Source organism: Nonomuraea sp. NPDC050404, from assembly GCF_040655495.1.
Classification (GTDB): Bacteria; Actinomycetota; Actinomycetes; order Streptosporangiales; family Streptosporangiaceae; genus Nonomuraea.
The window spans coordinates 744,877-766,860 of the sequence record NZ_JBFAKB010000001.1 but is presented as its reverse complement, the minus strand read 5'-3'; the positions used below and the strand labels follow the sequence as shown (position 1 = coordinate 766,860).

General features: G+C 72.4%; 19 protein-coding genes. 7 read left to right on the top strand and 12 right to left on the bottom strand.

What is annotated here, in order from left to right:
• The first annotated feature begins 58 nt into the window (after positions 1-58).
• The 4 genes from AB0I81_RS03430 to AB0I81_RS03415 are packed head-to-tail and all read left to right on the top strand — an operon-like array spanning position 59 to position 4,852.
• A complete protein-coding gene (locus tag AB0I81_RS03430) occupies positions 59-1,126 on the top strand; it encodes an ABC transporter substrate-binding protein (protein ID WP_360649122.1) in 1,068 nt (355 codons plus the stop codon).
• Entirely contained in the window at positions 1,113-2,912 is a 1,800-nt protein-coding gene (locus AB0I81_RS03425; RefSeq protein WP_360649119.1) for an ATP-binding cassette domain-containing protein, read from the top strand. Before AB0I81_RS03430 ends, AB0I81_RS03425 begins: the two co-directional genes overlap by 14 nt.
• Positions 2,905-3,894, top strand: coding sequence for an ABC transporter permease (locus tag AB0I81_RS03420; RefSeq protein WP_360649116.1), 990 nt, complete (start codon positions 2,905-2,907; stop codon positions 3,892-3,894). Before AB0I81_RS03425 ends, AB0I81_RS03420 begins: the two co-directional genes overlap by 8 nt.
• Complete coding sequence (locus tag AB0I81_RS03415) at positions 3,872-4,852, top strand: ABC transporter permease (protein WP_360649113.1); 981 nt, start codon at positions 3,872-3,874, stop codon at positions 4,850-4,852. The genes AB0I81_RS03420 and AB0I81_RS03415 overlap by 23 nt, the downstream gene beginning before the upstream one ends.
• A 60-nt stretch (positions 4,853-4,912) precedes the next feature.
• Here AB0I81_RS03415 and AB0I81_RS03410 read toward each other — a convergent pair whose 3' ends face one another.
• The 3 genes from AB0I81_RS03410 to AB0I81_RS03400 form a co-directional block, all read right to left on the bottom strand.
• Positions 4,913-5,827: a pirin family protein gene (locus AB0I81_RS03410; RefSeq protein WP_360649110.1), complete on the bottom strand. Its 915-nt coding sequence runs from the start codon at positions 5,825-5,827 to the stop codon at positions 4,913-4,915.
• Between the two features lie 98 nt (positions 5,828-5,925).
• Positions 5,926-7,044 carry an MBL fold metallo-hydrolase gene (locus AB0I81_RS03405; RefSeq protein WP_360649107.1) on the bottom strand — a complete coding sequence of 373 codons (1,119 nt, stop codon included), beginning with the start codon at positions 7,042-7,044 and terminating at the stop codon, positions 5,926-5,928.
• Positions 7,045-7,300: 256 nt separating this feature from the next.
• The gene (locus tag AB0I81_RS03400) at positions 7,301-8,089 is read right to left on the bottom strand and encodes an SDR family oxidoreductase (RefSeq protein ID WP_360649104.1); all 789 of its coding nucleotides are present in this window, start codon (positions 8,087-8,089) and stop codon (positions 7,301-7,303) included.
• 111 nt (positions 8,090-8,200) lie between these two features.
• On the opposite strand from AB0I81_RS03400, the gene AB0I81_RS03395 reads away from it, so the two are divergent.
• Positions 8,201-8,776 carry a helix-turn-helix domain-containing protein gene (locus tag AB0I81_RS03395; RefSeq protein ID WP_360649101.1) on the top strand — a complete coding sequence of 192 codons (576 nt, stop codon included), beginning with the start codon at positions 8,201-8,203 and terminating at the stop codon, positions 8,774-8,776.
• A 136-nt stretch (positions 8,777-8,912) separates the two neighbouring features.
• Positions 8,913-9,998, top strand: a complete 1,086-nt coding sequence (locus AB0I81_RS03390; RefSeq protein WP_360649098.1) for a serine hydrolase domain-containing protein — start codon at positions 8,913-8,915, stop codon at positions 9,996-9,998.
• Between the two features lie 10 nt (positions 9,999-10,008).
• Here the strand turns inward: AB0I81_RS03390 and AB0I81_RS03385 are convergent, their stop codons facing one another.
• The 9 genes from AB0I81_RS03385 to AB0I81_RS03345 all read right to left on the bottom strand — a co-directional run bounded on the left by AB0I81_RS03385 (position 10,009) and on the right by AB0I81_RS03345 (position 21,089).
• Entirely contained in the window at positions 10,009-10,602 is a 594-nt protein-coding gene (locus AB0I81_RS03385; protein WP_360649095.1) for a DUF3152 domain-containing protein, read from the bottom strand.
• Between the two features lie 257 nt (positions 10,603-10,859).
• Positions 10,860-12,149 carry an FAD-dependent oxidoreductase gene (locus AB0I81_RS03380; protein WP_360649092.1) on the bottom strand — a complete coding sequence of 430 codons (1,290 nt, stop codon included), beginning with the start codon at positions 12,147-12,149 and terminating at the stop codon, positions 10,860-10,862.
• Positions 12,150-12,414: 265 nt separating this feature from the next.
• Entirely contained in the window at positions 12,415-13,065 is a 651-nt protein-coding gene (locus AB0I81_RS03375; protein WP_360649089.1) for a hypothetical protein, read from the bottom strand.
• Positions 13,066-13,107: 42 nt separating this feature from the next.
• On the bottom strand, positions 13,108-14,040 hold the full coding sequence (locus tag AB0I81_RS03370; protein WP_360649086.1) for a zinc metalloprotease: 933 nt from the start codon (positions 14,038-14,040) through the stop codon (positions 13,108-13,110).
• 127 nt (positions 14,041-14,167) lie between these two features.
• The gene (locus AB0I81_RS03365) at positions 14,168-16,840 is read right to left on the bottom strand and encodes a sugar-binding protein (protein ID WP_360649083.1); all 2,673 of its coding nucleotides are present in this window, start codon (positions 16,838-16,840) and stop codon (positions 14,168-14,170) included.
• Between the two features lie 22 nt (positions 16,841-16,862).
• Complete coding sequence (locus AB0I81_RS03360; RefSeq protein ID WP_360649080.1) at positions 16,863-17,663, bottom strand: carbohydrate ABC transporter permease; 801 nt, start codon at positions 17,661-17,663, stop codon at positions 16,863-16,865.
• Complete coding sequence (locus tag AB0I81_RS03355) at positions 17,660-18,550, bottom strand: sugar ABC transporter permease (protein WP_360649077.1); 891 nt, start codon at positions 18,548-18,550, stop codon at positions 17,660-17,662. The genes AB0I81_RS03360 and AB0I81_RS03355 overlap by 4 nt, the downstream gene beginning before the upstream one ends.
• Positions 18,551-18,552: 2 nt before the next feature.
• Complete coding sequence (locus AB0I81_RS03350) at positions 18,553-19,932, bottom strand: extracellular solute-binding protein (protein ID WP_360649074.1); 1,380 nt, start codon at positions 19,930-19,932, stop codon at positions 18,553-18,555.
• A gap of 5 nt (positions 19,933-19,937) precedes the next feature.
• Positions 19,938-21,089 (bottom strand): PfkB family carbohydrate kinase, encoded by a 1,152-nt coding sequence (locus tag AB0I81_RS03345; RefSeq protein WP_360649071.1) that lies wholly within the window; start codon positions 21,087-21,089, stop codon positions 19,938-19,940.
• Between the two features lie 121 nt (positions 21,090-21,210).
• Here AB0I81_RS03345 and AB0I81_RS03340 point away from each other — a divergent pair, with 121 nt between their 5' ends.
• Complete coding sequence (locus AB0I81_RS03340; protein ID WP_360649068.1) at positions 21,211-21,975, top strand: DeoR/GlpR family DNA-binding transcription regulator; 765 nt, start codon at positions 21,211-21,213, stop codon at positions 21,973-21,975.
• Positions 21,976-21,984 lie beyond the last annotated feature (9 nt).

Sequence of the window (21,984 nt, the reverse complement as noted above, 5' to 3'; positions counted from 1 at the left end):
CCACCGGCGCCCGGGCCCTCGTGGCCCGGGCGCCGCACCTGATAGGAAAGGATCCGCGATGACCCCCCACCTCCGGACGGCCGCACTGGCGCTGGCCGTCCTTCTCACCGCGGCCGCGTGCGCCAAGTCGGAAGCCCCGCAGAGCGCGCCCGCCGCCACGAGCACGGCCGAGCAGCAGGTCGTCAAGAGCCCGTCCGGCACCGCGGGGCCCACCTGCACGCTGGAGCAGTTCGGCGGCACGAAGTTCGACCTCAAGACGGCCACGGTCGGCTTCTCCCAGTCGGAGAAGGAGGCCAACCCGTTCCGCATCGCGGAGACCAAGTCGATCAAGGACGAGGCGGCCAAGCTGGGCATCGGCAACCTCAAGGTCACCAACGCCCAGTCGCAGTTCTCCAAGCAGATCACCGACGTGCAGCAGCTCATCGCGCAGGGCGTGCAGCTCCTGGTCATCGCGCCGCTGAACTCCGACGGCTGGGAGCCGGTGCTCCAGCAGGCCGCCGCCAAGAAGATCCCCATCATCACGGTCGACCGCAAGATCAACGCCAAGCCGTGCGGCGACTACCTGACGTTCATCGGCTCCGACTTCTACGAGCAGGGCAAGCGCGCCGCCGACCGCATGATCGAGGCGCTGTCCGGCAAGGGCAAGGTGGCCATCCTGCTCGGCGCGCCGGGCAACAACGTCACCACCGAGCGTACGAACGGCTTCAAGGACCGCGTCAAGGAGAAGGCCCCCGAGATCACCATCTCCTTCGAGCAGACCGGCGAGTTCGCCCGCGAGAAGGGGCAGCAGGTCACCGAGCAGCTCATCCAGTCCAACCCCGACATCAACGGCATCTACGCCGAGAACGACGAGATGGCGCTGGGCGCGGTCACCGCGCTGAAGGGCGCGGGCAAGGAGCCGGGCGACATCAAGATCGTCTCGGTGGACGGCACCCGCAGCGCCGTCCAGGGCATCGTCGACGGCTGGCTGTACTCGGTCATCGAGTCCAACCCGCGCTTCGGCCCGCTCGCCTTCGAGACCGCCAAGAAGTTCCTGGACGGCGAGGCGATCCCCGACAAGGTGATCATCTCCGACCGGGACTACGACACGGGCAACGCCAAGGACTCCCTCGGTGAGGCGTACTGACTTGGAACCCGTTCTCGAAGCTCGGGGGATCACCAAACGTTTCCCCGGCGTGCTCGCACTCGACGGCGTGTCCCTCGCCCTGCGGCCCGGCGAGGTGCACGCGCTCGTCGGGGAGAACGGCGCGGGCAAGTCCACCCTGATCAAGGTCTTCACCGGCGTGTACCAGCCGGACGGCGGCGAACTGCACCACCGTGGCGCCCCCGCCGCCTTCGGCACCCCCATGGAGGCGCAGCGCGCCGGGATCTCCACCATCTACCAGGAGGTCAACCTCGTCCCCATGATGTCGGTGGCCCGCAACCTGCTGCTCGGCCGCGAGCCGCGCGGCAGGTTCGGGGTGATCGACGCCGCCGCCATGTACGGCGAGGCCGAGCGCGTGCTGGCCGGCTACGGCGTACGGACCGACGTGCGCCGCCCGCTGCGTACGCTCGGGGTGGGCGCGCAGCAGATGGTCGCCCTGGCGCGGGCGGTCTCGGTGGACGCGCGGGTGGTCATCATGGACGAGCCCACCTCCTCGCTGGAGCCGCGCGAGGTGGAGACGTTGTTCGGGGTGATCAGGCGGCTGCGCGACAGCGGCATCGCCGTCATGTACGTCAGCCACCGCCTCGACGAGCTGTACCGGGTGTGCGACCAGGTGACCGTGCTGCGGGACGGGCGCCTGGCGCACACCGGGCCGCTGGCCGGGCTGGAACGGCTCACGCTCATCTCGCTCATGCTGGGCCGCGACCTGAACGAGGTCCGCACGCAGGGCCTGACCCGCTTCTCCCGCGACCGCGACGGCGCCCCCGACAGCAACCCTGGCGGCCGGGAGCACGGCAACGGGCAGGGTCCTGCCCCGGTCGTCGAGGCGCGCGGGCTGACGCGGCGGCACGTGCTCGACGGCGTGGACGTGAGCGTCAGGCCGGGCGAGGTGGTCGGTCTCGGCGGGCTGCTGGGCGCGGGACGTACCGAGACCGCCAAGGCCATCGTCGGCGCCCTGCCGCTGGACGGCGGGCAGGTGCTCGTCGCGGGCGCGCCCCTGCGCGCCCGTTCCACGGCGGCGGCGATCAGGGCGGGCGTCAGCCTGCTGCCCGAGGACCGCAAGGCCGAGGGCATCATCCCCACCCTGTCCGTCCGCGAGAACATCGCCCTGGCCGCCCTGCCCTCCCTCGGCAGGGCGGGCGTGGTGTCCGAGGCGAAGATCGACCGGGTGGTGGAGATCTTCATGCGGAGGCTGAGGATCAAGGCCGCCTCGCCCCACCAGCTCGTCTCCGAGTTGTCCGGCGGCAACCAGCAGAAGGTGCTGCTGGCCCGCTGGCTGGCCGTACGGCCCAAGGTGCTGCTGCTGGACGAGCCCACCCGCGGCATCGACGTCGGCGCCAAGGCCGAGGTGCAGGCGCTGATCGACGAGCTGGCCGGGGAGGGACTCGGCGTGCTGCTCATCTCCTCCGACCTGGAGGAGCTGGTCGAGGGCGCCGACCGGATCCTCGTGCTGCGCGAGGGCGCGGTGGTGGGGGAACTGTCGGGCGACGAGGTGACCGAGGAGAAGATCATGGCGACGATCGCCGAACAGACGATCGCCGAACAGACGTCCGTGGAGCATACGGCGGTGAAGCAGGCGTCGGTGGAGCATACGGCGGTGAAGCAGGCGTCGGTGGAGCATACGGCGGTGAAGCAGGCGTCGGTGGAGCAGGCGTCGGTGGAGCAGACGTCCGTCGAGCAGACGTCCGCCGAGCAGACGTCCGTCGAGCAGGCGTCCGTCGAGCGGACTGAGGCGGATCCGACGGACGTTGGGCGGTCCGATGGCTGAGCTGACCTCGCGGGGTTCCGGGCGGGTCGCCGTGCTCAAGCCGCAGGTGTTCGCCTGGGTGCAGGACTACGGCGTGTACGCGGCCGTGCTGGCGCTGCTGCTGTTCAACGTGCTGTTCACCCCGCACTTCCTGGACGCCTCGAACTTCCGCACCCAGCTCGTCCAGGTCACCCCCATCGTGATCGTCTCGCTGGGCATGGCGCTGGTGATCGGCACCCAGGGCATCGACCTGTCGGTCGGCTCGGTGATGGCGCTGGCCGCCGCCCTGACCGTGCTCTACCTCGGCTACGGCTGGCTGCCCGCGCTCATCGTGGCCGTGATCGGCGGCGCGGTCATGGGCGCCGCCGGCGGGGCGCTGGTCGCCTACGTCGGGGTGCAGCCGATCGTGGCCACACTCGCGCTGCTGGTCGGCGTGCGCGGCCTGGCGAACGTGCTGGTGCCGCAGCTCGTCGAGTTCCGCAGCCCCGGCCTGATCGCGCTGGGCAGCAGCTCGGTCGCCGGGATCCCGGTCATCGTGCTCATCGCGGCGGCGCTGACCGTGATCGTGCTGTTCGTGGTGCGGCGCACCACGTTCGGGCGGCAGGTCGTGGCCATCGGCGGCAACCGGTCGGCCAGCGAGCTGTCCGGGCTGCCGGTCAAGCGGGTGCTGCTGACCGTGTACGTGATCTCCGGCCTGCTCGCCGCCCTGGCCGGCGTGCTGGCCACGGCCCGGCTGCAGGCCAGCGACCCGACCTCGCTCGGCCTGTTCATCGAGCTGTCGGCGATCACCGCCGTCGTCGTCGGCGGCACCCCGCTGACGGGCGGCCGGATCAGGGTGCTCAGCACCGTCATGGGCGCGCTGCTCATGCAGCTCCTCGCGGCCACGCTGATCAAGCACAACCTCCCGCAGTCGTGGACCCAGATGGTCCAGGCGGTCATCATCCTGGCCGCCGTCTACGCCACCAGGAAGCGGGGACCCGATGAGCGACACGGCGGTCAGTGAGACCTTCCGGCGCGAACAGGTGAGCCGCCTGCTCCAGCAGCACGGCGCCGTCATGGTGCTGGGACTGCTGGTGATCGTGGGCAGCCTGGCCTTCGACTCCTTCGCCACCCCGGCGAACGCGGCCAGCGTGGTCGTGTCCTCGTCCTTCCTGGCGATCATCGCGATCGGCATGACGTTCGTGATCATCAGCGGCGGGATCGACCTGTCGGTGGGGTCGCTGTTCGTGCTGGGCGGGGTGCTGGCGGCCTACGGCTCGCAGTACGGCGCGCTCGTGGCGCTGCTGCTGCCGCTGGCGGTGTGCGGGGTCGTGGGGTTGTTGCAGGGGCTGGTGATCGCGCGGACGGGGATGGCGCCGTTCATCGTGACCCTGGCCGGGCTGCTCGGCGTGCGCGGACTGATGCTGGCGATCTCGGACGAGGGCGCCACCACGTACCTCGTCGAGGACCGCGCCTTCGCCGCCCTGGGCCAGGGCGAGATCGCCGGCCTGTCCTATCCCGTGTACATCACGATCGCCCTCGCCCTGGTCGCGATGGTGTTGCTGCAACGCACGGGCTTCGGCCAGAACGTCTACGCCATCGGCGGCAACGAGCAGGCGGCGGCCCTGATGGGCGTGCCCGTCGCCCGTACGAAGGTGCAGGTGTACGTCATGTCCGGCCTCCTGGCGGGCCTGGCGGGCGCGCTGAACGCCGCCCGGCTCTCCTCGGGCGTGACGATCCTCGGCATCGGCCTCGAACTGGACGCCATCGCCGCCGTGGTGATCGGCGGCACCCTGCTGACCGGCGGGGCGGGCGGCATCACCGGGTCGGTGGCCGGAGTGCTGCTGCTCGGGGTCATCCAGAGCCTGATCAACCAGGTGGGCAGCCTGACCTCGGCCTTCCAGCAGGTGGTCAGCGGCGTGTTCCTGGCACTCGTGGTGGTGGCCCAACGCCTGCTCAGCAAGGCCCAGCGCCTGACGTGAGCCCAGTGGCGGGCGTTGGTGTAACGCCTTATGCGAGTCGGCCTGACGTGCCAGGTGCGGTCAGCGGACCCGGCCGCGTGGTTTGAGCCGGGTGCCCGGCAGGACGGGCGCGGGGAGCGGCGCTCCGTCGAAGCCCTCGACGGAGCCGAACCCCTCGCCCTCCATCCACTCCTTGCGGTACGCGGCGATGTCGTCATGTGAGCGGCCGACGAAGTTCCACCACATCACCAACTCCTCCTCGAACGGCTCGCCGCCGATCAGCAGCACCCGCCCGCGCCCCGACAGCCGCACCCCGGACCGCCCCGGCGGCAGGTACACCAGCGACCCCCGCTCCACCTCGGCCACCTCACCGTCGAGCAGCAGCAGCCCGTGCTCGTGCGCCGGATCGACCGGGACCTCGCACGCCCCGTCCACCGCGACCTCGGCCCCCAGCAGCGGGCTGTAGGCGGTGGCGGGCGAGACCACCCCGCCGAGCGAGCCCATGACGACGCTCGCCTCGAACCCGGGCCCGGACAACACGGGCAGTGACGGATGGTGCTCAAAACCCGGCTCGACGTGCCGGTGCGCGCCGGGCAGCGCCACCCAGAGCTGCACCCCGTGCAGCACCGTGTGCGGCGACTCCTCCGAGTGCGAGATGCCGCGCCCGGCCGTCATCAGGTTGAGCTGCCCGGGCCGGATCTGCTGCAGGTTGCCGAGGCTGTCGCGGTGCAGCACCTCGCCCGAGACCAGCCAGCTCACCGTCTGCAGGCCGGTGTGCGGGTGCGGCGGCACCCGCATGGTGGCCGGCTGCGGCCCGTAGGCGTCCACGAAACACCAGGCCCCGATCATGCGCCGGTGCGCGCCGGGCAGCGTCCTGCTCACGGCCATCGCGCGCGGCCCGCCCAGCGGCACCTCACGCCCCGTCAGCACCTCACGGCCGGTGCCCGCGCCGGCGCCGCAGCGGATCTCGTCCGGATCAAGCTCCAGGTTGCTCACGCCCCGACTGTACGCCCGGGTCCACCCCGGCACGACGCCCAGCCCGCCACCCGGTCCGGCAGGCGGCCGGCGGTCGGCCCGGCGCGCTCGCGTACCGGCTAGTGGAGCATCTCCCACCAGCCCTCCACCGCCTGGGCGGCGGACGGGTCCACGGCCTCGCCCGGCCTGGGCACGACGATCTTCACGTCGCGGGCCTTGGCCTCCCGCCACAGCCGCTCCACCGGCTCGGCCCACGGGTGCAGGGCGAGGGTGAAGGTGGCCCAGTGCACCGGCAGCAGCAGCTTGCCGCCGAGGTCGAGCTGGGCGTCCACGGCCTGCTCAGGAGTCATGTGGATGTCCGGCCAGGCCGTGTTGTAGGCGCCGATCGGCATGAGCGTCAGGTCGAAGGGCCCGTGCGCCGAGCCGATGCCCCGGTAACCCTCGAAGTAGCCCGAGTCGCCCGCGTAGAACACCCGCCTGGACGCCCCGGCCACCACCCAGGAACCCCAGAGCGTGTCGTTGCGGACGAGCGACCGGCCGGAGAAGTGCCGGGCCGCCGTGGCGATCAGCCGCAGCCCGGCGATCTCGGTCTCCTCGTCCCAGTCCAGCTCGATGATCCGGTACGCGGGCACGCCCCACCGCTCCAGGTGCGCCCCGATGCCCAGGGGCACCACGAAGGGCGCCTTCTGCGTACGGGTGAGCGAGCGCACGGTCGCCATGTCCAGATGGTCGTAGTGGTCGTGCGAGATCGCGATCGCGTCCACCTGGGGCAGCTCGGCCAGCTCCACGGGCACCGGGTGGTGCCGCTTGGGGCCGACGAGCGGCGTGGGGGAGACCCGCCTGCTCCACACCGGGTCGAACAGCACCCTCTTGCCCTCGATCTCGATGAGCGTGGAGGCGTGGCCGTACCAGATCGCGCGTACCCCGTCGGCGGGAGGAGCGTCCGTCGGCGGGACGCGCAGCGGGACCAGGCCGGCGGGGCGGCGGGTGTCGCGATCCCTGGACAACTCGCCGAGCACGCCGACGGGCGGCGGGCCCGGCAGGAAGGTCGGCTCGGCCATCGGGTTGACGAACGAGCCGTCCCTGAACTGCGGTGAACGCCGTATCCGCGCCGCCCGCTCCGGCCCCGACTTCAGTGGCCGCACGCCCAGCTCGGCGGGCACGTTACGCAACGCCCAGCCGGCTCCGGCGAGTGCCGCGCCGCCCGCCAGAAGCCGCGCCTTCCGCATCCCTGCCATCGCCCACACTCCCCTAGAAGATTCGTCTGTCCCGCTGCAACCGCCCGGGACGCCCCGGTGTTCCCATATACACGATATGTCGCGATAGGTGGGGACGAGGGTGCTCTCGTCCGCGGTCGGCACCGGCGCCGCTTACCCCTAAGCGAGCCGGGCCGCCGAAACGGAGTCCTCGTCCCGGTTGCATGAACCTACTCCTCACCCGAACGGCGCTCAACGGCAGCCCCACACAAACCGTGGGTGTTGCACCCGCCCCCGGTCAAACCGTTTTGATCGCCCCGCCATCGACGATGTAGTCGGCGCCGGCGACGCTCGCGGCGTGCGGCGAGGCCAGCCACGCCACGAGCGCGGCGACCTCCTCCGGCTCGACCAGCCTGCCGGTCGTCATCCCTGACGCGGCCGGCAGCGCCGCCAGGAACGGCTCCAGCTCCATGCCGTTGGCGGCGGCCACCAGGGAGCCGAAGCCGTCGGCGGCCTCCCACATGTCGGTGCGGGTGGCGCCCGGCGAGACCGTGTTGACCCGCACCCCCTGCGGCCCGAACTCCTCGGCCAGCGCCTTGCCGAACGCGGTCAGCGCCGCCTTGGCCGTCGTGTACGGGATCGGGCCGCCGTGCGGAGTCCGGGCGCCGGTCGAGGAGATGTTGATCACGCTGCCGCGCCGCCGCACCAGGCTCGGCAGGGCCGCGCGGGTGGCACGGACCGCGCTGAGCAGGTTGAGGTCGTAGACCTGGCCCCAGAGCTCGTCGGGCATGCCCAGGAAGCCGCCGGCGGCGTCCGCCGTCGCGTCGCCGCCGCCGACGTTGTTGACCAGCAGGTCGATCTCGCCCAGCTCGGCCAGCGCGCCCTCGATGACCTCGGCGGGCCCGTGCGCGGTGGACAGGTCGGCGGTCAGCGGGATGGCGCCGGTCTCCTTGAGTGCGGGCGTGAGCGTCCTGGCGGCGGCCACGACCCGCATGCCCTCGCCGGTCAGCGCCCGGACGATGGCGAGCCCGATGCCCCTGCTCGCGCCGGTGACGACGGCGGTCTTGCCGGTGAGCCGCATGTCCATGATGGTGCTCCTCTGAATAGTCGCAACACGTTTGATGCCGTCAATCTAGAACTTGCAACACTGGTGATGCAAGTCTGTGGCTAATAAAGACGATGCCGTAACCTGTGGGCTGTGAGTGAGACAACGCGAGCCCTACGGTCCGACGCCGAGCGCACGGTGCGCACGATCCTGGAGGCCGCCGAGCGCGTACTCAGCAAGAACCCGGCGGCCAGCATGGAGCAGATCGCCGAGGCGGCCGGGGTGGCGCGGACGACCGTGCACCGGCGCTTCGCCTCGCGCGAGGCCCTGGTGGACGCGATGTCGGCGTGGGCCACCCGGCAGTTCGCCGAGGCCATCGACGCCGCCCGCGCCGACACCGCCCCGCCGCTGGTCGCGCTCTACCAGGCCACCGCCAACGTGCTGCGGGTCAAGAGCGACTGGGGGTTCGCGATGAGCCGGGCCCCGTCGGACGACCCCGAGGTGATCAGGGTGCACGCGGACGTGGAGGCCCGCTGCGAGCGGTTGTTCCGCAGGGCGCATGAGGCGGGGGTGCTGCGCGGGGACGTGGACCCGGCCTGGGCCAGGCGGGTCTACTACGCGCTGATCCACGACGCGATCCAGGAGCGCGACGCCGACCCGGACGCCCTGGCCGCGCGCCTGGTGGACACGCTGCTACGCGGCGTCGGCACCGGCCAGGGCCTGACCTGAGGACTGACTGCCATCGGGCAGGATCCGGCCATCGGCCTGAGGAGGGCGGCCCGGCCTGAGCAGAGTGGCCCGGTGTGGATGGCGTGGCGGGAAAATCGGTGGCTTGGCGGCCGGGCGGCGGGATAGCGTCCGGCGCATGGCCGAGGTCCGGGGCACGTGCGAGGAGCGGTTCGGCGGGCTGCGCGAGATGCTGGCGGACTCGCTGGCGGGCGACGACGTGGGCGCGTCCGTGGCGGTGTTCGTGGACGGGCGGCCGGTGGCCGACCTCTGGGGCGGACACGCCGACGCCGCCCGTACGATCCCGTGGGGGCGCGACACCATCACCAACGTCTGGTCGACCACCAAGCCCATGACGGCGCTCTGCGCGCTGATCCTCGCCGACCGCGGCGACCTCGACCTGGACGCGCCCGTCGCCTCCTACTGGCCGGAGTTCGCCGCCGCCGGCAAGGCGGGCGTCCTGGTGCGGCACCTGCTCTCCCACACGGCGGGCCTGCCCTCCTGGCAGACCCCCATGACCACGCGGGACCTGTACGACTGGCGCACGGCCACCGAACGGCTGGCCGCCCAGGCGCCCGAGTGGGAGCCCGGCACCGCGGCCGGCTACCACGCCGTCACCCAGGGGCACCTGATCGGCGAGGTCGTACGCCGGATCACCGGCCGCAGCCTGGGCACGTTCTTCGCCGAGGAGGTGGCGGGACCGCTCGGCGCCGACTTCCACATCGGCCTGCCCGCCGAGCACGACCACCGCGTCGCCCCGGTCATCGCGCCCGAGCCCCGCGACCGTCCTGGCCCGCCGCCCAACCCGCCGTGCACCGCCGACGACGCCAACACCACGGCCTGGCGCCGGGCCGAGATCCCCGCGGGCAACGGGCACGGGAACGCCCGCTCGGTCTGCCTGGTGCAGTCGGTGCTGGCCTGCGGCGGCACGGTGGGCGGCGTGCGGCTGCTGTCGCCGGAGGGCTGCGAGCGGGCGCTGGAGGAGCAGTACGCCGGCTGGGACAACCGCATCAACGCGAAGATGCGCTACAGCCTGGGCTTCGGCCTGTTCGGCATGCCGCGCACGTGCTTCTGGGGCGGCTGGGGCGGCTCGATGGTCATGCTCGACTTCAACGCGCGCATGGTCGTGGCGTACGTGATGAACCGGATGATCGACGACGGCGGGATCGGGGACGAGCGCGCCCTCGGCGTCATGGTCGCCGCCTACGAGGGCATCGCCGCGTAGCCGCGGATGCTCAGCGTCCCTCCTCCGGCTTTCGGTGGGGGTACGGCCAGGGGTTGGGGCGGCAGCGGCCCAGCGACTTCGACTGCTGCGTCATGACCGGGGCCAGGCGGCCGGGCCCCGGGCAGGGGCGGTGGTGGTGGCCCAGGCCGTGGCCGACCTCGTGGCCGATCAGGTAGCGGCGGTAGGCGGTCAGGTCGCCGCCGTACTGGGGCACGCCCTCGGCCCAGCGCAGGGCGTTGATGACGGAGCGGCGGCCGTTCCAGCAGGACAACTCGCCTCCGGTACGCAGCGGGAGGCACTGGCGGCTGGTCAGGCGGGGGCTGGACAGGGCCACCCGGACCTGAACCGGGCCGTCGTCCACGCGCTGGAACCGGGCCCAGCCGCGGACGTCGTTGAGCGTGCGGTGCACCTCGGCGGCGAACTCCGCGGGATCGAACGGCAACCCTCGCTCCACCTCGACCAGGTACCGCACCACGGCCCCGCGACCCCGCCTGGCGGGCGCGCCACCCTTGACGACCGCGTACCGTCCCGAGGCGTAGTGCGGCACCCGGACCTCACCGGGCGCCCGGCCGCGCTCGCCGGGCGCGAGCGGCTTGGGCCGCACAGTGGGTGGCGCAGCGGGCGTGGTGGGTGCGGAGGTGGCCGATGGCGGGGCCGCGGGTCTGGGCGGCGGTGGTACGGGCGGGTCGGCGGCGCATCCGGCAAGGGCGGCAAGCAGCACAAGCGACAACAGCGGCGAAACACGCGGCAGTGGTGGCAAGGCGGCCTCCCCACGACGTCACGGTGGGGAGGTATCTAACGTTACGTTGCTCCTTGTCGCTGTTGGTGGTCAGGGTGGTGTTCTGTCCGCTGTGGTGGTTTTCAGCCGAGAGTGGGCGCGTAGGGCGTGATGTCCAGGGGCGGGGTCTCGCCGAGGGCCAGCGCGGCGGCGATCTCACCGGCGAACGGGCCCGCCGTCAGCCCGTACGCGCTCAGGCCCGTGGCCACCACGACCCGGTCGGTCAGCGGACCGATGAGGGCCTGCCCGGGGGCGTACACGGGACGCAGCCCGACCCTGGTCTCCGAGACGGTCGCGTTGAACAGCCCCGGCGCCACCCGCAGCCCCGCCTCGATCACCTCCTCCAGACCGCCCATCGTGACGCGCGAGGAGAAGCCCACGTCCTCCACGGTCGCGCCGACCACGACGCGCGAGCCGGGGAAGCCCAGCAGGTACGGGCCGATCCGAGGCAGGATGATCGGCCACCACGCGGTGTCCACCCCTTCCAGGGTGGCGTGCAGGATCTGGCCGCGCCGGGGGAAGATGGGCAGTTCGACTCCCAGCGACCCGCACACCTCGCCGGTCCAGGCGCCCGCGGCGACGATCACCTTGTCGGCCTCGATCGGGACGCCCTCACCGACGATGAACTGGCCTCCCGGGCTCGCGGGCCCGGAGACGGGAGGAGCGAGGGGAGCGGCCTGCCGCCAGGACCCGTCGGCCCCCTCGGGTGCGAGCGCGGCCGATCCCTCGTCGGACGCCGCCGATCCGTCCACCTCCGAACCCGCGCCGGTGCCGGTGCCAAGGCCAAGGTCAGGGCCAGGGCCAGGGCCGGGGGCGGGGACGCTGGGGAACACGTGCACCCCCGTGCCGTCAGGGCTGAGGGTGGCGATGCCCTTACGGACCTCCGCTCCCCGGGCCACGGCGGCACGCAGCAGCGCGTCGCGTACCGAACAGCCGTCCACCCGCGCCGCCCCCGGCACGAGGATCGCGCTCAGTCTGTCGGACAGCGGCGGGAACAGCTCGGCCGGGGTGGGCACGTCGGTGATGTCGCCCATCTCCGGCGCGGCGGCGTGGCGGCGCAGCAGCAGCGCCCGCACCGGCTCCAGGTCGGCCGGGTCCTCGGCCACCAGCAGCGCGCCCACCTTGGCGTACCCGATGTCCTCGCCCAGCTCCTCCACCAGCGCCGGGTAGCTGCGGGCGCCCTGGCTCGTCAGGCGGTACCAGTCGTCGTCATCCGGATGGTCCACCCACGGGCACACGATGCCCGCGCCCGCCCGCGTCGCCTCGCCGTGACCGCTGCCGCCGTCCACCACGGTCACGGTCGCGCCCCTGCGGCTCAGGTGGTAGGCCGCGCCGGCCCCCACGATGCCGCTCCCGATCACCACTACACGCATGGCTCAATGATCGCAGCCCAGGTCATCCGGGCCGATGACCGGGCTGCGCACTTGCGCGCACGGCCGCCTCACCCCGGGATCCCGCCGCCCCGGCGCGCCTCAGCCCGGCGTCCAGAGCAACGCCAGGACGGGCCGGCCCGCGCCGCCCGCAGCCGAGAGCACGCACACCCCCGCGAACCGCTCCCCGTCCTCCACCAGCCGGCCATCGTCGTCCAGCGCGCCACACTACCCGAGCCGTCGCATCGAAGGCGCTGCCCGAATCGGGTCAGTCCGGGGTCTCCCGGCGGGCCGCGAGGCCGTCCAGGACGAGGGTGAGTTTGCGCCACAGATGTTCCCTGGGCGCTTCGAGTACCCCCTCGACGGCGGCCCGCACGTCGGGGGAGTAGAGCGCGAGCGCGGCGGCCATCGCGGGGGAGGGGCGGGCCGGGTCGTCGGGATCGTGCAGGTGCGAGATCTGCGCGGCCCCGTCGTGCACGAGGTCCACCACGGCGTCCACCGCGAGCACCGCCTCCTCCACCGGAAAGCCCAGCCCGGCCAGCCCCTGGACGAGTTGCTCGAAGCGGCGGCTGACGATGACGATCAGGTCCGCCGACCGCTCCGGCAGCAGCCCGGCGTACCGGATGAGCAGGTCGAGCCGGACGGCCGCCTCCTCCTCCAGGTAGGCCCGCCAGCCCCGCCCGGCCGAGGGCAGCGGCGTCGCGGCGAAGACGCTCTCCACGGCGGCGGCCAGCAGGTCGTCGAGGCTGTCGATGTAGCGGTAGAGGCTCGCGGGCGCGGCACCGAGCGCCGCGGCGACCGTGCCGATGGAGACCTCCTCCGGCCCCAGCTCCACGGCCGCCCGGACGATCTTCTCGCGGCTGAGCCTGGGCTTGGGCCCGGGCCGGGGGCCGGCTCGTCGCGGCGTCTCTGGCGGCACCAGCCGAGCGTAACGCCTCATCCGCGACCCGAACCGGCCTCGTCAGGAGGGTGTGGCCAGCCGCATGCTCTCCCTGACCGTCTCCGACAGGAACGACGAGCGCGGCCCGGCCAGGGCGGCGTCCATCCGCTCCGATTGGCCCACGGTGAACATGAACATCGCGGCGTCCTCGACGTAGTCCATGTAGTTCATGAACATGTCCCCGTTGGGCGCGTTGTCGCAGCTCACGCTGGGGAAGGACGGGGTGCCGCGGTTGTGTCCCGCCTGGTTGGGGGTGTCCTCCACGAAGTCGCTGCCCGAGCAGCCGTCGCCGTCGTCGCCCCAGATGTGGCGCAGGTTGAACCAGTGGCCGATCTCGTGGGTGATGGTCCTGCCGCCGTCGTACGGGGCCTCGGCCGTGCCGGTCGTGCCGAAGGCGCTGTGCCGGATCACGACCCCGTCGATCTCGGGCGGCCCGCCGGGGAACGTCGCGTACCCGAGGACCTCCGACATCTCGCACACCCACACGTTGAGATAACGGTCGGCGGGCCAGGCGTCTGAGCCGCCCTGCTCGTCGTGCTTGACCTCGTGGTCGGTGCCGAACTGCTGGACGGTGGTCTCCTTGCGCACGACGCCCTCGGTGGGGTTGCCGTCGGGGTCGGTGTCGGCCAGCTTGAACTCCAGGCGGGCGTCGGCGACCAGGTCCCGCCACACGTCAGGCACCTGGTCGGCGTCCGGGTTGGCGCGCCTGAAGTCCTCATTGAGCACCTTGACCTGGCTGTCGATCTGCTCCTGGGAGATGTTCTGCTCGGGCGTCGCGTACACGACGTGGACCACGATCGGTATCGTGACCACCTCCTCCCGGCGTGCGGCCCTGGCGTTCCTCCTGGCGAAGGTCTCGTTCTCGATGGCGGCCAGCGCGACCGCGTAGCGGGGGGAGGTCGCGATGAGCTGGTGGTGGACGGGCATGGTGGCGCAGCGCTCGTTGCTGGGCACAGAGGTTGCCTTTCCTGAGCGCGGGGGTCGCGTACGCCGGAGGGGCGGGGGACGACGCGCCCCGCGGGGGATTGTTGACTCGTCGCAACCCTACCCCCCTGCGTAGTCGTTCAATCACATACAGTCATTAGCGGACGCTTGTCCGGGAAGCCGCCGTCCCTCCACCGGACGCCTGCCAACCGGCCACCACCGTCGCCCGCGCGCCCGGCGCGCGGGTCAGCGGCACGGTCACGGTGGTGGTGCCCCTGGGCACGGAGACCACCCGGCTGCCCGCCGTCCCGGCGCCGTCCCGGACGAACAGGTGTGCCTCGCCGGCCGCGGAAGCCCGCAGGCTCACCCTCACCGCGTCGCGGCCACCGTCCGCCGAGATCACCCGGCCGCTCTCGGCAGCCTTCGCGGCGGGCGCGCCGGCCGGCGGGACGTTCACCCGTACGGACTGCTCCAGCGACTGCGGGGAGTCCAGGCTGGACAGGGCGGTGCCGGGGATCACCGGGTCGGGCGGGGTGACGGGCCGGTCGGGCGGCGGCCGGTAGCCGGGCAGGGTGGCCACGCCCCAGCGGTACGGATCTCCCTGCACCCCGCCCCACGTGGACCAGCCGATCCGGGTCTGACCGGTCTTGTCCTGGGTGTCGGAGTCGTACACCAGGATGTTCAGTCCCAGCCGCGCCGGATCGACGGCGCCGGGCAGCACCCCCATCGGGATGGACAACTCCACCGTGTACTGGCCCTGCGCGACCTTCGAGGCCACCCGCATCCCGGGCGCGGTCTGCTCGCCGGGTCCCTGGCGGTTGTCGGCGTCGCGCAGGTGACAGGGCGGGCCCTCGGCCGTCACCGGCAGCACCGCCGCCTTGAACGTGGTGGAGGTGTTCTCGGAGGTGCCGCGCGGGTCGAGCGTGACCTCCACCGAGTCGGTACGCCAATGCCGCTTGCAGTCGGCGGCGGCCAGCCGCGTGCCCTGCACGTCGTCCTTCACGTGGACGAGCAGGTAGAGCGTGTCGTCGTGCCAGGCGGCCTTGGCCGTGCCCGAGCAGTCGGCCGCCGAGGCGCACGCGGTGCCCTCCCACAGGCGGGAGATGTCCAGGGCGGCGCCGCCGTACTCGCCCTCGCCCTCCGCGCCGTCCACGGCCGGCGGCGAGGCGGCCTGCGGCACGGACGCCGCCGGGACGAGCTCCAGGGCCGGGCGGCTGCTGGCGGCGCCGTCCTCGCTGGTGACCGTGAGGGTGTAGGCGTAGTCGCCGCCCTCGTTGGAGGTCTTCAGCGACGGGTCCGCGTTGGTGACGGTGAACGGCACCGTCGTCGTCGCGCCCGCCGCCAGCCCGCTGTACGGGGCTTCGGCGCGGTCGGCCGTGAATCCGGCGGGCAGCTCCAGCCGTACGGTGCCGGACCGCGTGTCCTCGCTCACGTTCGTCACCACGACGCCGACCTGCCTGGCGCCGCCGGAGGGCAGCGTGAGCACGGGCGCGACCAGGCCGCGCACCTGCGGCACGCCCACCTCGGCGGCCCACTCCTGGTACTGGGCCACCTGGGGAAGCGGCTGCTGCGCGCCCCGCACGGCCGGACTGACCTCGACCTGCCGGTCGGTGTGGCCGCCGCCGCGCTCGGTGGTGAGCGTGGCCGCGATCCGGACCCGCCCCAGCTCAGCCCGGTCGGGCGCGGTCACCGTGAACCTCGCCGACCCGCTCCGCCCGGCGGCGAGCCTGCCCAGGTCGCCGGAGCCGGTGACCTGCCAGCCTTCCGGCACGCCCAGCTTCACCGACGAGCGGCCGAGCGCGTCACGTGCCGTCACCCTGACCTCTGCCGTGAACGGCGTCCCCCGAAGCACGTCGAAGGTCTCGGTGCGCAGTTCCAGCCGGGTGCCGAGCGGGACCGTCCCCGCGGCCCTGGTCAGCGCGCCGTCGAGGACGGCCGTCGGCGCCGCGGCGGCCGGGCTGCCCGGCGCCGGGAACGGCACCCGCGCGTCCACCTGCGTGAAGAAGTCGCAACCGAGCTGGGCGGGATCGGACGGCACGTCGGGGAAGCCGGCCCAGCCCTGGGAGGCGTAGGAGCGCTGCGCGTCCCGTTCCACGGCCGCCCACGTCCTGCCCAGTTCCTGTGAGGCGCGCCCGCTCCACACCCCGAACACGTTCTGCGCCGTGTTGTCGGGACGGAACGTCGAGGCGCAGGACGGGCCGGTCCGCGAGGTGCCGCGCGCGCCGCCGGTGAGCAGGCGGGCCGGCGCGAAGGTGCGCAACCCCTCGCGGGAGAGCTGGGCGGGGAACGCCTTGGGGTCGGCCGCCGCGTAGAACGCCTCGATCGCCAGCCGGGCGGCCTCCTGGTGGTTGCCGTGGTTGCCCGGCGTGGGAGCCGGGTCCATGGTCAGCAGGACCTCGGGCCGGGTCTGGCGTACGAGCCTGACGAGCTTCTCCAGGGTGTCGCCGCCCCACACCTGGTCGGTCAGCGGGGCGCTGACGGTGTAGTAGAAGTCGACGTCGTCGAGGTTGAACACCTCGCCCACGCCCGCCTTCCCGACCGCCGTGCGCTCCTCGGCCTCGCGCAGCAGCCCCAGCGCCGGCCCCTCCTCGGGGCCGACGGCGTTCCCGCCGCCCTCACCCCTGGTGACGGTCACGACGCCGGTACGCACGCCGTGATCCTCCTTCCACTGGCCGAGCGTCGACAGGGTGAACGCCTCGTCGTCGGGATGGGCGCCGACGAACAACGCGTCAAGGTCGACCGGGGAGCCCGCCGCCGCGGCCGGTGGGGGCGGCAGGAACGTCAGAGCGAGCACGGTGGCCAGCACCGCGAGTCCTGAAACGGGTTTCATGGTGCGCATCGGACCTCCGGAGTTAGTCGCGGACCGCCCCCTGGAGCAGGCCGCGGACGAAGTGACGCTGGAGGAACAGGTAGAAGATCACCACGGGGGTGGCCACGATGACCGAACCGGCGGCCAGCAGGGTGAACCCCGAGGTGTACTGGCCCTGGAAGAAGGCCAGGCCCAGCGGCGCGGTACGCAGCGACTCGCTGGTGACCATGATCAGCGGGATGAGGAACTCGTTCCACGTCCACATGAAGACCAGCACGGTCAGCGTGACGAGCGCCGGCCTGGCCGGCGGCAGCAGCACCTGCCACAGGATCCGCCAGCTGGACGCCCCGTCGATGCGGGCCGCCTCGACGATCGCCCGGTTCGAGGCGCGGAAGTAGGCCCGCATCCAGAACGTGCCGAACGCCACCGACAGCGCCACCTGCGGCAGCGAGATCGACCAGAACGTGTCGATCAGCCCGAGCGTGCGCAGGTCGAAGTAGAGCGGCACCGCCACGGCCTCGCTCGGCATCATGATCCCGAGCATGAACAGGTAGAACAGCACCGACCGGCCGCGGAAGCGCATCGTGCCGAACGCGTACCCGCTCATGACCGACAACACGACGCTGACCACCACGACGAACACCGACACCATCAGGCTGGTGCGCAGGTACTCGCCGAACCGGCCGATCTCCCACGCCGCCGCGAAGTTGGCCAGGCCGGCCGTGCCGCCGCTGTCGGCGGGGCCCAGCGCGGCCGACAGGATCACCACGACGGGGTAGAGCGCGAACGCGGCGAACACCGACAGGATGACGTAGTTCGCCACCCGCTCCCCACGTGAGATCACGAGGCACCCCTGTCCGCGAAGCGGTTGATCCCGAACGAGATCGCGAAGATCACCACGGTGAGCGTGACGCCGATCGCCGCCGCCGAGCCGACCTGGCCCAGGCCGAAGGCGCGGTGGTAGACCTCGTACGACGGCACGGTCGTCGAGGTGCCCGGGCCGCCGCGCGTGGTGACGTACACCAGGTCGAACGTGCGCAGCGCGGCGATCACGGTCAGTGTCAGCGCCACCGCGATCTCACCGCGCACCGACGGCAGCGTGACCGCGAAGAACTCGCGCACGGCGCCCGCCCCGTCCAGCCGCGCCGCCTCGTACAGCTCCATCGGGATGCGGCTCATCCCGGCCAGCAGCAGCACCGTCACCAGCCCGGTCTCGAACCAGGTGCCCACCACCCCGACCGCCGGCAGCGCGAAGGCGTAGTCGCCGAGCCAGCCGCGCGTCAGCGAGTCCAGGCCCAGCGCGCCGAGCAGGGAGTTGAGCGTGCCGTCGGGGGCGTACACGCGCCGCCACGCCACCGCCACCACCACCATGGCGATCACCTGCGGCAGGAACACCACCGTGCGGAAGAAGCCGAGGCCGCGCACCTTGGCGTGGTTGAGTATCGCGGCCAGCGCCAGGCCGATGACCAGCGGCCCGGCCGCGTAGAACAGGATCAGCACGAGGGCGTGGCCGAAGGCGGCCCGCAGGCCCTCGTCCGCGACGATGGCCACGTAGTTGTCCAGCCCGGCCCAGGTGCCGACGCTCAGGCCGTCCCAGTCGTACAGGGAGAACTGCACGGCCCTGCCGATGGGGAAGAGCAGGAACGCGGCGTAGATCACGAAGGCGGGCAGCAGGTACAGGTAGGCCACGCGGCGCGGCTCACCGGGGGGTGCCGCTGTTTTAACAGCCATGCTCAGTTGGCCTCGGAGAAGGTTTTGTAGTCCTTCTCCAGGGTGGCCAGGAACTCCTGCGGGCTCGCCTTCTTCGCCAGCAGGTCCTGCAGCGCCGCGCCGAGGGTGTCGGCGAACGTCGGGGTGGCGTAGTCGAGGTAGGGCACCAGCCCGTCCTTGCCGCTCGCGGTGCCGAACGCGGTGAAGACATCCTTCTGCGGCCCCTCGGCCACCGTCTGCCGAGCGGTGTCGGCGACCGGCAGGTTGCCGGTCTCGGTGAGCACCTTCATCGCCTCGGCGTTGGTGATGAAGTCGATGTAGGCCGCCGCCGCGTCCGGATGCGGGCTCTTGGACGTGATCGCGAACGGCAGCCCCGTGCCGCCGGTCGCCACCGGCGGCGCGTCGGCCGTGGCCCCCGGCGGCAGCATGAACCCGAGCTCCTTACCCAGGGCCTTCTGCAGGTCGGCCAGCAGCCAGGTGCCCGCGATCATGAAGACGCCCTGGCCCTTGCCGAACGCCTGCCAGGCCGCGTCGTAACCCTGCCCGTTGAAGCCCTTGGCGAAGTAGCCCTGGTCGGCCCAGGTCACGAGCTGCTCGGCGGCCTTGACGTTCTCCGGGGTGTTCCAGGAGGCGCCCTTGCGGCCGAAGGCCAGCGTGCCGATCTGCTCGGCGGGCACGTTACGGCTCTGCACGGTGCCGAACACGTGCACGGCAGGCCACTTGTCGAGGTTGCCGAACTGCAGCGGCACCTGCCCGGCGGACTTGGCCTTGGCCAGCGCGAACTCGAACTCGGGCCACGTCTTCGGCGGCGCGATGCCCAGCTCGGTCAGCTTGGCCTTGTTGTAGAACAGGCCGACGACCTCGCCGACCTGCGGCAGGCCGTACAGGTTGCCCTCGCCGAACAACTTGCCGTCCGCGCTGTAGCGCGAGTACCGCAGCACCGACTCCGGGTAACGCTTCTTCCAGCCGTACGCCTCGGCGTAGGCGTCCAGCGGGCACAGCTGGCCCGCCTTGACGAACGCGCCCATCGAGGAGCGGCCGTTGTTGGCCTCCACGACGTCCGGCGGCTCGTTGCCGCTCAGCGCCAGACGCAGCGTGGTGTTGAGGTCGTCGAAGGAGCGGGAGACCCGGTTCAGCTTGATGTTGGGGTATTTCGCCTGGAAGGCGGCGTTGAGCTGCTCCATCTGGGCCGCCTGCCCGCCGCGTACCTCCTGGTCCCAGACGGTCAGGGTGAGGTTGCCGAGCGCGCCGGGATCGGTCCTGACCGGCGAGGCGGCCGGCTGCGTGGAGGCGGGGGCGGGCGGGGCGGAGGAGCCGGGCGCGCATCCGGTCAAGGTCAGGGCGCCCGCGGTGAGCAGGGCGAGTGTCCTGGAGCCGCGCGGTCGTCGCTTCGGGGCGGTCATGGGCGTTACTCCTTTTGCCTGGCCGGGGGCGAGGGTGGCATGCCGACGTCGGCGGCGCGGGCGATCGTGGCGGCGGCGCGGCGCACCGCGCCCACCGGGACCGACGGCACCAGCCGGTCGAGGAAGGCGTAGCGGCGGGCCAGCGCGTTGCCGTACGCGCCGCCGTGGTCGGCCGCCTCGCGCGCCTCGTGCCACCAGTCGGCGATGTCGCCCCAGCCGGGCGCGGCCAGCGAGCCGCCGAACTGCTGCACCGCCAGCGCCGCGCACAACCCGGCGAAGGCCAGCCGGTCGGCCAGCGGCCAGCGGGACAGCGTGCCGAGCACGATGCCGGCGCCGAAGACGTCGCCCGCGCCCGTCGGGTCGAGCGCCGTCACGCGCGGCGCGGGCACGAACGCCTCCTCGCCCGTCGTCGAGTCGATCGCCATGGCCCCGTTGGCCCCGTCGGTCACCACGGCCAGCGGAACGTGGTCGGCGATCGCGTACAGCGCGTCCCTGGGCGTCTCGGTGCCGGTGTAGGCCATGGCCTCGGTCGCGTTCGGCATGAACGCGTGGCAGATCGCGAGCTGGTCCAGCAGTGAGCGCGGCCAGGCGCCGGAGGGGTCCCAGCCCACGTCGGCGAAGATCAGGGAGCCGTCGTGATGCGCCAGCTCCGCCCAGTTGCACGAGCCGCCGGGCACGTCCAGTGGTTCCTCGGCCGACAGCGTCACGATCACCGCGCGGGAGCACGGCGGCCGGCCGATCATCTCGGAGGCGGTCATGGGGGCGGCGTGGCCGTGCGTGACCATGCTGCGGTCCCGGTTGACCGCCATGGAGACCGTCACCGGCGAGTGCCAGTGCTCGAAGCGCCGCGACCTGGACAGGTCCACCGCCTCCTGCTGCTCCAGCGTGCGCCAGCAGAAGTCGCCGTAGTCGTCGTCGCCGAACGCCGCCGCCAGCGACGTGCGCAACCCGAGCCGGCTGGTCGCGATGGCCAGGTTGGCGATGCCGCCGGGACACGAGCCCATGCCCTCGGCCCAGATCTCGGTGCCGGCGGCGGGCATCGCGGGCAGGCCCGTGAAGATGATGTCCAGGAAGACCGTTCCGGCAAGGAAGACGTCGAACTGCGGACCCTCGGGGGAGCGCTCGCCGGCGAGAGGGTCGTACGCCTGGACAGACACGGGAATGGGTCCTCCTCGACACACCGGATGTGCGCAATCTTGCATGTTTACCCGCTCGATTCAAGTGTTCTTTGGCGGGAGATGCTCACTTGTGCGCGAATTTGCTTGTTAAGCTGCCCTCGTGCTTCAGCGCCTCAGGCATGCCGAGATCATGCGCCGCGTCAGCACTTCGGGCGCCACGAGCGTGCGCGATCTGGCGAGCCAGCTCGGCGTGAGCCCGTCCACCATCCGCAGGGACCTGGAGGTGCTCGACCGGGACGGCACCCTGCGCCGCGTCCGTGGCGGCGCCCTGCGCCGCGCCGACCTCGACGCCGACCTCGCGCGCCCCTTCTCAGAGGTGACCTGCACCGACGAGCGGGACAAGGAGCTGGTCGCCGAGCGCGCCGCCCGGCTCGTCGCCGACGGGGACGTGGTCCTGCTCGACATCGGCACCACCACGATGCGGCTGGCCAGGCGGCTGCGCGGGCGCCGCGTCACCGTGGTCACCTCCAGCCTCGCCGTGCTCGACGTGCTGCGCGCCGACCCCGAGGTCGAGTTGCTGCTGCTCGGCGGCATGGTACGCAGGCCGTACCACTCGCTGGTCGGGGTGCTGACCGAGGCGGCGCTGGGCCAGGTGGTGGCCGACCGGGTGTTCCTGGGGGCCAGTGGCGTGCGGGCCGACGGGCAACTCGTCGACACCACGCTCGCCGAGGTGCCGCTCAAACGCGCCATGATGGCCGCGGCCGGCCAGGTGGTGCTGCTCGTGGACCGGCACAAGTTCCCGGGCACCGGGGCGCTGCGGGTGTGCGGGCCCGAGGACATCGACGTGATCGTCACGAACGAGGGCGCGCACGAGCCGACGCTGCGCACCTGCGCCGCGGCGGGCGCCGAGATCCTGCTCACGTAAGGGGAGTTC

Excerpts from the sequence above, each read along its gene's own strand:
- AB0I81_RS03430 (WP_360649122.1), top strand. The coding sequence starts at position 59 with ATGACCCCCCACCTCCGGACGGCCGCACTGGCGCTGGCCGTCCTTCTC.
- AB0I81_RS03420 (WP_360649116.1), top strand. The coding sequence starts at position 2,905 with ATGGCTGAGCTGACCTCGCGGGGTTCCGGGCGGGTCGCCGTGCTCAAG.
- AB0I81_RS03415 (WP_360649113.1), top strand. The coding sequence starts at position 3,872 with ATGAGCGACACGGCGGTCAGTGAGACCTTCCGGCGCGAACAGGTGAGC.
- AB0I81_RS03405 (WP_360649107.1), bottom strand. The coding sequence starts at position 7,044 with ATGGCAGGGATGCGGAAGGCGCGGCTTCTGGCGGGCGGCGCGGCACTC.
- AB0I81_RS03400 (WP_360649104.1), bottom strand. The coding sequence starts at position 8,089 with ATGGACATGCGGCTCACCGGCAAGACCGCCGTCGTCACCGGCGCGAGC.
- AB0I81_RS03390 (WP_360649098.1), top strand. The coding sequence starts at position 8,913 with ATGGCCGAGGTCCGGGGCACGTGCGAGGAGCGGTTCGGCGGGCTGCGC.
- AB0I81_RS03380 (WP_360649092.1), bottom strand. The coding sequence starts at position 12,149 with ATGCGTGTAGTGGTGATCGGGAGCGGCATCGTGGGGGCCGGCGCGGCC.
- AB0I81_RS03365 (WP_360649083.1), bottom strand. The coding sequence starts at position 16,840 with ATGAAACCCGTTTCAGGACTCGCGGTGCTGGCCACCGTGCTCGCTCTG.
- AB0I81_RS03355 (WP_360649077.1), bottom strand. The coding sequence starts at position 18,550 with ATGGCTGTTAAAACAGCGGCACCCCCCGGTGAGCCGCGCCGCGTGGCC.
- AB0I81_RS03350 (WP_360649074.1), bottom strand. The coding sequence starts at position 19,932 with ATGACCGCCCCGAAGCGACGACCGCGCGGCTCCAGGACACTCGCCCTG.